The following is an 8,925-nucleotide window of genomic DNA, read 5'->3' as shown; positions in this document are numbered from 1 at the left end:
CCCCAGACCTCACTCCACCCCCGGCACGCGCCCCGGGGGCGCGTGCCGGGGGTGGAGTGAGGTCTGGGGCGGAAAGACGAAGGCCCCGCACCGGTGGGTGGTGCGGGGCCTCGAGCGTCAGTCGACCGTCCAGGTGTCCTTGCCCGTCAGCAGGGCCTGCAGGTCCGCCGGCTTCGCCGTCCTGGCCTGTTCCACCTGCGCGCGGGCCTGGTCGTCGTACGTGGGGCGGGCCACCTGGCGGAAGATGCCCGTCGGGGTGTGGTTGAGGTGCTGGTCGCCGATTCGGGACAACCCGAAGGCGTACGCAGTGTCCGCGATGGACGGGTCGTGGACGATCAGCTCCTCCTCCCCGACCTCGGCCACCTTCGCGATCTCGAAACCGCCCCAGCGGTTGGGTACCACGCCGTACTCGGCCTCCGGGCCGAAGCGGATCGGCTCGCCCGCGCGCAGCGGGATGATCCGGTGCGCGGCCTCGTCCTTGTCCTTCAGCACATCGAAGGCGCCGTCGTTGAAGATCGGGCAGTTCTGGTAGATCTCCACCAGCGCCGAACCGCGGTGCTGCGCCGCCGCGGTGAGCACCTCCGTCAGGCCCTTCTTGTCACTGTCCAGCGCACGGCCGACGAACGTGGCCTCCGCGCCCAGCGCCAGCGAGATCGGGTTGAACGGCGTGTCCACCGAACCCATCGGCGTGGACTTGGTGACCGTGCCGGGGTCGGACGTCGGCGAGTACTGGCCCTTCGTCAGGCCGTAGATCCGGTTGTTGAACAGCAGGATCTTGATGTTCACGTTCCGCCGCAGCGCGTGGATCAGGTGGTTGCCGCCGATCGACAGCGCGTCGCCGTCACCGGTCACCACCCACACCGACAGGTCCGGCCGCGTCGTCGCCAGGCCGGTCGCGATCGCCGGGGCGCGACCGTGGATCGAGTGCATCCCGTAGGTGTTGAGGTAGTACGGGAACCGCGACGAACACCCGATGCCGGAGACGAACACGATGTTCTCGCGCTGCAACCCCAGCGTGGGCAGGAACGACTGCACCGTGTTGAGCACGACGTAGTCACCGCAGCCCGGGCACCAGCGCACTTCCTGGTCGGACTTGAAGTCCTTCGCCTTCTGGGTCTCGTCCGTGGTCGGCACCAGGTCCAGGCCACCGAGCTGGGGAAGACCGAGATCCGTGGCGGTCATCGGGTCAGCGCTCCTTCGATGATGTCGGTGAAGACGTGCTGCAGTTCCTCGGCCTTGAACGGCAGGCCGGCGACCTTGGTGTAGGAGTGCACGTCCACGAGGTACTTCGCCCGCAGCAGCAGCGCGAGCTGGCCCAGGTTCATCTCCGGCACCACGACCCGGTCGTAGCGGGCCAGGACCTCGCCCAGGTTGCGCGGGAACGGGTTCAGGTGCCGCAGGTGCGCCTGCGCGATCGGGATGCCCAGCTTGCGCACCCGCCGGGCCGCGGCGCCGATCGGGCCGAACGTCGAACCCCAGCCGAGCGCGAGCACCCGCGCCTCGCCGGACGGGTCGTCGACCTCCAGGTCCGGCACGTCGATGCCGTCGATCTTGGCCTGCCGCAGCCGGACCATGTGGTCGTGGTTGTCCGGGTCGTAGGAGATGTTGCCCTTGCCGTCCTGCTTCTCCAGACCACCGATGCGGTGCTCCAGCCCCGGGGTGCCGGGCACCGCCCACGCGCGGGCCAGCGTCTCCGGGTCACGCACGTACGGCCAGAACTCACCGGAGCCGTCCGCCGCGTTCGGCTCGGTGGCGAACTCCACCGAAAGATCAGGCAGGTCCTCGACGTCCGGGATCAGCCACGGCTCCGAGCCGTTGGCGTTCGCGCCGTCGGACAGGATCATCACCGGCGTCCGGTACTTCAACGCGATCCGCACCGCCTCGATCGCCGCCGCGAAGCAGTCCCCGGGGGACTGCGGCGCGATCACCGGCAGCGGCGACTCGCTGTTGCGGCCGAACATCGCCTGCAGCAGGTCGGCCTGCTCGGTCTTGGTCGGCAGACCGGTGGACGGCCCGCCGCGCTGCACGTCGATCACCACCAGCGGCAGCTCCAGCATCACGCCGAGGCCGATGGTCTCCGACTTGAGCGCCACCCCCGGCCCGGAGGTCGAGGTGACGCCCAGTGCCCCGCCGTAGGAGGCGCCCAGGGCGGCGCCGATGCCGGCGATCTCGTCCTCGGCCTGGAAGGTCAGCACGCCGAAGTTCTTGTGCCGGGACAGCTCGTGCAGGATGTCCGAGGCCGGCGTGATCGGGTACGTGCCCAGCAGCACCGGCAGCCCGGCCCGCTGCTCGGCCGCCACGATCCCGTACGCCAACGCCGTGTTGCCGGTGATCTGCCGGTAGGTGCCCTTGTTCAGCTTCGCCGGCGCCACCTCGTAGGTGGTGGCGAACGACTCGGTGGTCTCGCCGTAGTTCCAGCCCGCGCGGAAGGCCAGGATGTTGGCCTCGGCGATGTCCGGCTTCTTCGCGAACTTCTCGCGCAGGAACGCCTCGGTGCCCTCGGTGGGCCGGTGGTACATCCAGGACAGCAACCCGAGTGCGAACATGTTCTTGCACCGCTCGGCGTCCTTCTTGCCCAGCCCGGTGCCCTCCAGCGCCCCCTGCGTCAGGGTCGACATGGCGACCTTGTGCACCTGGAACGCCGACAGCGTGTCGTCCGCCAGCGGATCCGCGTCGTAGCCCACCTTGGTCAGGTTGCGCTTGGTGAACTCGTCGGTGTTGACGATGATCGTGCCGCCGTTGGGCACGTCCCGCAGGTTCGCCTTGAGCGCCGCGGGGTTCATCACCACCAGCACGTCCGGCCGGTCGCCGGGGGTCAGGATGTCGTAGTCGGCGAAGTGCACCTGGAACGACGAGACGCCCGGGATGGTGCCCTGTGGCGCGCGGATCTCGGCGGGGAAGTTCGGCAGCGTGGCCAGGTCGTTGCCGAAGGCCGCCGCCTCCGAGGTGAACCGGTCACCGGTCAGCTGCATACCGTCGCCGGAGTCGCCCGCGAACCGGATGACCACGCGGTCCAGCTTGGCGACTTCAGTGGGCCGGCTCGCCGACAGCACACCGTTGCCGTTCGTGCTCGTGCTCATGGGTCAGAGAATCCCTCTCTCCCGACAGGCCGCGTCTTCGTGGCCGGCTGGGCACACTTCCGCCGATACCTCCACCTTACTTGCTGTTCTGTGACGCGAATCGGCGGTGTGATCCCGGTTACCCGTAACTTACGGTAACATCTAGTTCCGCGTGGTGATCTTCGCCTGCATCGAGGCGAGCCGTTCCGCGAAGTCGGGGGAATTCAGCGACTTCACCTGCGGTTCGATCTCCGTGTCCACTGCGCGGGAATGCTCGGCCATGGTCGAGGTTTGCCGCATCGAGAACTTGGTCGCGAGGACCACCTCCCGCGGTGCGTCCGCCGCCGGTTTCGCCAGTTCCAGTGCCGCCTCCAGCAGGTCGTCGTGGTCGCCGTCCACGGTGCGCAACGTCAGCCCGGCCGCCTCGGCCGCCGCGGCGTCCAGCGACTGGCCGAACAACGTCATCGCCCGCGCCTGCTGGATACCCACCGCACGCTGCAGCATCCACGTGAATCCGCCGCCGGGGTGCAGGCCGAGTTCGAGGAACCGCGGGATGAACTTGGCGCGCGGGCCGGCGAGGCGGACGTCCGCGGCGAGCGCGAGGTTCAGCCCGGCGCCGACGGCCGCGCCGCCGACCGCCGCGATCGTCGGCAGCGGCGACCGGGCCACGGCGAGAAAACCCTCGTAGACCGCCCGCAGTCCCTCCTCCTGCGCGCTGCCCAGCGTCGTCAGGTCGGCTCCGGCGCAGAACGCCGGCGGGGTGCCGGTGACGACCAGCGCGTGCACGTTCCGGTCCTGCTCGGCGTCGGCGACGGCCTGGGCCAGTTCGGTGGAAAGCGCCAGGGTCAGCGAGTTTCGCCGCTGCGGGGCGTCGACGGTGATCACCGCGACTCGTCCGCGCCGTTCGGCCACGATGCGTTCGGTCATGACGGCCATCATGTCGTGGGGTTGGGCGGGCGCTCAAGGAGACGGGACAGCACCACGGTGGACACCGTCCGGTCGACGATCTCCAGCCCGCGCACCCGCTCCAGCGCCATCTCCAGCTGGTGGATGTCGGCGGCCCGCAGGTGCACGATGGCGTCCGCCGCGCCGGTCACCGTGTACGCGGCGACCACCTCCGGCAGCGGCTCCAGCCGCGCCCGGATGCGCGCCGGGGAGATGTTGCCGCGGCAGTGCACCTCGACGAACGCCTCGGTGCCCCAGCCCAGCGCCTCCGGGTCGACCACCGCCGTGAAGCCGCGCAACACCCCGGTCTCCAGCAGCCGGTCGACCCGGCGTTTGACCGCCGGGGCGGACAGCCCGACGACCTTCCCGATCTCGGCGTAGCTGGCGCGCGCATTCGTGACGAGGCACGAAACGATCTGCTGATCGAGGGTGTTCACACGCAATGTTTAGCAGGTGAATGAGCAAGAAACAGCGATTGCTTGTCCCTGAATCGAGCCATACCGTGAACTCATGACGACTCGGGTTCCGACTACCCGCCGGTACCTCATGTGCCCGCCCCGGTTCTTCGCCGTCGAGTACGCGATCAACCCCTGGATGGACCCGACGCAGCCGGTCAGCGCCGAGCGCGCGATGGAGCAGTGGCGCGAGCTGCGCGACACCTACCGCCGCCTCGGGCACACGGTCGAGGAGATCGAGCCGCAGCCCGGGCTGCCGGACATGGTCTTCGCCGCCAACTCCGGCACCGTCGTCGACGGCCGGGTGCTCGGCGCCCGCTTCCGCGCCCCGCAGCGCACCGCCGCGGCCGAGCACTTCCGCCGCTGGTTCGTCGAGCACGGCTACCGCGACGTCGTCATGCCGTCGTACGTGAACGAGGCCGAGGGCGACTTCGCCTGGACCGGCCGGATGCTGCTGGCCGGCACCGGGTTCCGCACCGACCCCGCCGCGCACGCCGAGGCCCAGGAGGTGCTCGGGGTGCCGGTGCTGTCGCTGCGGCTGACCGACCCGCGTTACTACCACCTGGACACCGCGCTGTTCGTGCTCAGCGAGGCGACCGACACCACGCCGGCGCAGATCGCGTACTACCCGGAGGCGTTCTCGGCCGGCTCGCGCCGCGTCCTGGCGCGCCTGTTCCCCGACGCGGTGCTCGCGACGGCGGCCGACGCGGAGTGCTTCGGCCTCAACGGCGTGTCCGACGGGCGCAACGTGGTGCTGCCGGTGGAGGCCACGGAGCTGGCCGACCGGCTCGCGGCTCACGGCTACGAACCGGTGCTCGTCGACATCTCCGAGCTGCGCAAGGCAGGCGGCGGTCCGAAGTGCTGCACGCTGGAGATCCGCAAGTAGGTCGCGGGTCTCATTTCGGGCTCGGTGGGCGAAACGCGGACGGTGTCTGTAACAGGGCCTTCGCGTCTCCCGAATCAGGAGCATGACCACCTGCCGACTCTGTGGCTCGACACAGCTGGCCAGCGTCGTCGATCTCGGGGCGACTCCGCCGTGCGAGGCGTTCCTGACCGAAGCGCGACTGGACGAGTCGGAAAATACCTTTCCGTTGCACCTGCGGGTGTGCACGGACTGCTGGCTCGCGCAGATCCCGCCGTTGATCACGCCGGAGGAAACGTTCACCGAATACGCGTACTTCTCGTCGTATTCGGAATCCTGGGTGGACCACGCGGGCCGGTTCGTCGCGGGTGCGGTGGACCGGCTGGGGCTGGACGGCGACTCGTTCGTCGTCGAGGTCGCCAGCAACGACGGGTACCTGCTCAAACACGTTGTGGCACAGGGCATCCGCTGCCTCGGCGTGGAGCCGTCGGTGAACGTCGGCCAGGCCGCCCGGGACGCGGGCGTGCCGACGCTGACCGCGTTCCTCGGGCCGGAGACCGGCGCGGCGGTGCGGGCCGAGCACGGGCCCGCGGATCTGGTGGTGGCCAACAACGTCTACGCGCACATCCCGGACGTCATCGGCTTCACCAAGGGCCTGCGCGCGCTGGTCGCCGACGACGGCTGGGTGTCGATCGAGGTGCAGCACCTGCTCACGCTCATCGAGAAAACCCAGTACGACACGATCTACCACGAGCACTTCCAGTACTACTCGGTGGCTTCGGCGCAGCGGGCGCTCGCTTCCGGCGGACTGTCCCTTGTGGACGTCGAGCTGCTGCCGACCCACGGCGGCTCCATCCGGCTGTGGGCCCGGCCCGTGGAAGCGGCCGGTGACCCGAGCCACCGCGTGATCGACGTGCTGGCCCGGGAGAAGGCCGCCGGGCTGCACGAGCTCTCCGGCTACACCGAGTTCGCCGCGCGGGTCGCCCGGGTGCGCCGCGACCTGCTGCGGTTCCTCGTCGACGCGGCCGACACGGGCCGCACGGTGGCCGGCTACGGCGCGCCGGGCAAGGGCAACACCCTGCTCAACCACTGCGGCATCCGGCCGGACCTGCTCGCGTACACGGTCGACCGCAACCCGTACAAGCACGGCCGGTTCACGCCGGGCACGCGCATCCCGATCCTGCCGCCGGACCGCATCGCCGCGGACCGGCCCGACTACGTCCTGGTCCTGCCCTGGAACCTGCGGGACGAACTGACCCAGCAGCTGTCCTACGTCGGGGAGTGGGGCGGCAAGCTGGTCTTCCCCATACCCCGCCTGGAGATCGTCGAGGTGAACCCAACGTGAAGGTCGTCCTGTTCTGCGGCGGGTACGGAATGCGGATGCGCGGCGGCACCGCCTCCGACGTGCCCAAGCCCATGGCGATGGTCGGTCCCCGGCCGCTGATCTGGCACGTGATGCGGTACTACGCGCACTTCGGGCACACCGAGTTCATCCTGTGCCTCGGCTACGGCGCCCACCACATCAAGGACTTCTTCCTCAACTACGAGGAAACCACCTCCAACGACTTCGTGCTGCGCGGCGGCAAGGCGGAGCTGCTGTCCACCGACATCGCGGACTGGACGATCTCGTTCGTGCAGACCGGCATCGAATCGCCGATCGGGGAACGGCTGCGCCGGGTCCGGGAGCACCTCGGCGGTGACGAGATGTTCCTGGCCAACTACGCCGACGTGCTCACCGACGCGCCGCTGCCGTCGATGATCGAGCGGTTCGCGAAGTCCGACGCGGGCGCGTCCATGATGGTCGTGCCGCCGCAGTCGTCGTTCCACTGCGTGGAGATGGACGAGGGCGGCCTGGTCGGGTCGATCACCGCGGTGAGCGAGATGCCGCTGTGGGAGAACGGCGGGTACTTCGTGCTGCGCCAGGAGGTGTTCGACCACATCCCGGAGAACGGCGACCTGGTCGCCGACGGGTGCGCCGAACTGGCCAAGCGCGGCCGCCTGCTGGCTTACCCCTACCGCGGCTTCTGGAAGCCGACGGACACCGTCAAGGAGCGGTACGCGCTGGACGAGGGCTACACGCGCGGGGTGCGCCCGTGGGCGCTGTGGGACAAGGACCGAGTGCCGGCGTGACCGGGCTGGTTCCGGAGCGGCTCGAGCGGATCGTGGTGCTCGGCGCCCACTGCGACGACATCGCGATCGGCGCGGGCGGCACCCTGCTCACACTGAGCCGGCCCGGTCTGCGGGTGGACGCACTGGTGCTCTCCGGCGGCGGCACCCAGCGCGAGGACGAGGAACGCGCGGCGCTCGCGGCGTTCTGCCCGGGCGCGCACTGGGACGAGGTCAAGAACGCGCTCGAGGAGCTGCGGGTGCGCACCGAACCGGACCTGATCTTCGGGGACGGCGACCTCGGCGCACCGTCGGTGTACGTGTCGCTGCGCGACGAACTCGCCGAGAAAAAAGCCGGATTGCTGCAACGGCACTACCCCTCGCAGCGACATCGTCCTTGGTACGACCGGGAGGCGCGGTACGCGGAGGCCTTCCACGTCAGGAAGTTGTGTCTCCAGCTGGAGGGCTGAGCCATGCGTGTGCTGCTGACCGGCCACAAGGGGTACCTGGGCACGGTGATGGCCCCGGTGCTCACCGCCGCCGGGCACGAGGTGATCGGGCTCGACTCCGGCCTGTTCGACGAGTGCGTGCTCGGCCCGAAGCCGCACGACCCGCCCGGGCACCGGGTGGACCTGCGGGACGTCACGCCGGCGCAGGTGTCCGGTGTGGACGCCGTGATCCACCTGGCGGCGCTGTCCAACGACCCGCTGGGCGCGCTGGCGCCCGAGCTGACCTACGAGATCAACCACAAGGCCGCCGTCCGGCTGGCCCGGCTGACGAAGGACGCCGGGGTGTCCCGCTTCCTCTACGCCTCCACCTGCTCGGTCTACGGCGCTTCCGGTGGCGCGGACCTGGTCGGCGAGGACGCGCCGCTGCGGCCGGTGACGCCGTACGCGGAGTCGAAGGTGCTCGTCGAGGACGACCTGCACGCGCTGGCCGACGACGGCTTCTCCCCGGTCTACCTGCGCAACGCGACCGCGTTCGGCTTCTCGCCGCGGCTGCGGGCGGACATCGTGCTGAACAACCTGGTCGGGCACGCGTGCCTGTCCGGTGAGGTGCTGGTGCTCTCCGACGGCACGCCGTGGCGGCCGCTGGTGCATGCCCGGGACATCGCACGGGCCTTCACCGCCGCGCTGGAAGCGCCCCGCGAAGCGGTGCACGACAAGGCGTTCAACATCGGCACCGAGCGCAACAACGTGACCGTCGCCGAGATCGCCGAGCAGGTCGTCGAGGCCGTGCCGGGCTCGCGGCTGCGGATCACCGGCGAGGCCGGCGCCGACCCGCGGTCCTACCGGGTCGACTTCTCCCGCTTCCGCGCCGCGATTCCCGGCTTCACCTGCGAGTGGTCGGTCAAGGACGGTGCGGTCGAGCTGGTCGAGGCCTACCAGCGGCACGGGCTGACCCGCTCCTCGTTCGAGCGCAGCTTCACCCGGCTCGCTCGGCTGAAGCAGCACCGCGAGGCCGGCGCGGTCGACGACACCCTGCGGTTCGTGTGATC

At 70.0% G+C, this 8,925-nt stretch carries 9 protein-coding genes; 5 read left to right on the top strand and 4 right to left on the bottom strand.

Annotated features, from left to right (window positions below; all coding sequences use genetic code 11):
- Positions 1 to 117: 117 nt before the first annotated feature.
- The 4 genes from D0D28_RS20750 to D0D28_RS20735 form a co-directional block, all read right to left on the bottom strand.
- A complete protein-coding gene (locus tag D0D28_RS20750; protein ID WP_116111682.1) occupies positions 118 to 1,182 on the bottom strand; it encodes a 2-oxoacid:ferredoxin oxidoreductase subunit beta in 1,065 nt (354 codons plus the stop codon).
- A complete protein-coding gene (locus D0D28_RS20745) occupies positions 1,179 to 3,080 on the bottom strand; it encodes a 2-oxoacid:acceptor oxidoreductase subunit alpha (protein WP_116111681.1) in 1,902 nt (633 codons plus the stop codon). The genes D0D28_RS20750 and D0D28_RS20745 overlap by 4 nt, the downstream gene beginning before the upstream one ends.
- Before the next feature lie 141 nt (positions 3,081 to 3,221).
- Positions 3,222 to 3,986, bottom strand: a complete 765-nt coding sequence (locus tag D0D28_RS20740) for an enoyl-CoA hydratase (protein WP_116111686.1) — start codon at positions 3,984 to 3,986, stop codon at positions 3,222 to 3,224.
- 8 nt (positions 3,987 to 3,994) lie between these two features.
- Positions 3,995 to 4,441 (bottom strand): Lrp/AsnC family transcriptional regulator, encoded by a 447-nt coding sequence (locus D0D28_RS20735; RefSeq protein ID WP_094003778.1) that lies wholly within the window; start codon positions 4,439 to 4,441, stop codon positions 3,995 to 3,997.
- Positions 4,442 to 4,514: 73 nt separating this feature from the next.
- Between D0D28_RS20735 and ddaH the strand changes: the two genes are divergently transcribed.
- From ddaH to D0D28_RS20710, 5 genes are all read left to right on the top strand, one after another.
- The gene (ddaH, locus tag D0D28_RS20730; protein ID WP_240323282.1) at positions 4,515 to 5,345 is read left to right on the top strand and encodes a dimethylargininase; all 831 of its coding nucleotides are present in this window, start codon (positions 4,515 to 4,517) and stop codon (positions 5,343 to 5,345) included.
- A gap of 82 nt (positions 5,346 to 5,427) precedes the next feature.
- The gene (locus tag D0D28_RS20725; protein WP_116111679.1) at positions 5,428 to 6,666 is read left to right on the top strand and encodes a class I SAM-dependent methyltransferase; all 1,239 of its coding nucleotides are present in this window, start codon (positions 5,428 to 5,430) and stop codon (positions 6,664 to 6,666) included.
- Entirely contained in the window at positions 6,663 to 7,451 is a 789-nt protein-coding gene (locus tag D0D28_RS20720; RefSeq protein ID WP_094003781.1) for a sugar phosphate nucleotidyltransferase, read from the top strand. The genes D0D28_RS20725 and D0D28_RS20720 overlap by 4 nt, the downstream gene beginning before the upstream one ends.
- Complete coding sequence (locus D0D28_RS20715; protein ID WP_116111678.1) at positions 7,448 to 7,897, top strand: PIG-L deacetylase family protein; 450 nt, start codon at positions 7,448 to 7,450, stop codon at positions 7,895 to 7,897. Before D0D28_RS20720 ends, D0D28_RS20715 begins: the two co-directional genes overlap by 4 nt.
- Positions 7,898 to 7,900: 3 nt before the next feature.
- Positions 7,901 to 8,923: an NAD-dependent epimerase/dehydratase family protein gene (locus D0D28_RS20710; RefSeq protein WP_116111677.1), complete on the top strand. Its 1,023-nt coding sequence runs from the start codon at positions 7,901 to 7,903 to the stop codon at positions 8,921 to 8,923.
- Positions 8,924 to 8,925 lie beyond the last annotated feature (2 nt).

It is taken from the genome of Amycolatopsis ruanii, assembly GCF_003385175.1.
GTDB classification, from domain to species: domain Bacteria; phylum Actinomycetota; class Actinomycetes; order Mycobacteriales; family Pseudonocardiaceae; genus Amycolatopsis_E; species Amycolatopsis_E thermalba.
The sequence above is the reverse complement of the archived record's forward strand: the minus strand, read 5'-3'. Positions and strand labels throughout refer to the sequence as shown.

Excerpts from the sequence above, each read along its gene's own strand:
- D0D28_RS20740 (WP_116111686.1), bottom strand. The coding sequence starts at position 3,986 with ATGACCGAACGCATCGTGGCCGAACGGCGCGGACGAGTCGCGGTGATC.
- ddaH (WP_240323282.1), top strand. The coding sequence starts at position 4,515 with ATGACGACTCGGGTTCCGACTACCCGCCGGTACCTCATGTGCCCGCCC.
- D0D28_RS20745 (WP_116111681.1), bottom strand. The coding sequence starts at position 3,080 with ATGAGCACGAGCACGAACGGCAACGGTGTGCTGTCGGCGAGCCGGCCC.
- D0D28_RS20750 (WP_116111682.1), bottom strand. The coding sequence starts at position 1,182 with ATGACCGCCACGGATCTCGGTCTTCCCCAGCTCGGTGGCCTGGACCTG.
- D0D28_RS20725 (WP_116111679.1), top strand. The coding sequence starts at position 5,428 with ATGACCACCTGCCGACTCTGTGGCTCGACACAGCTGGCCAGCGTCGTC.
- D0D28_RS20710 (WP_116111677.1), top strand. The coding sequence starts at position 7,901 with ATGCGTGTGCTGCTGACCGGCCACAAGGGGTACCTGGGCACGGTGATG.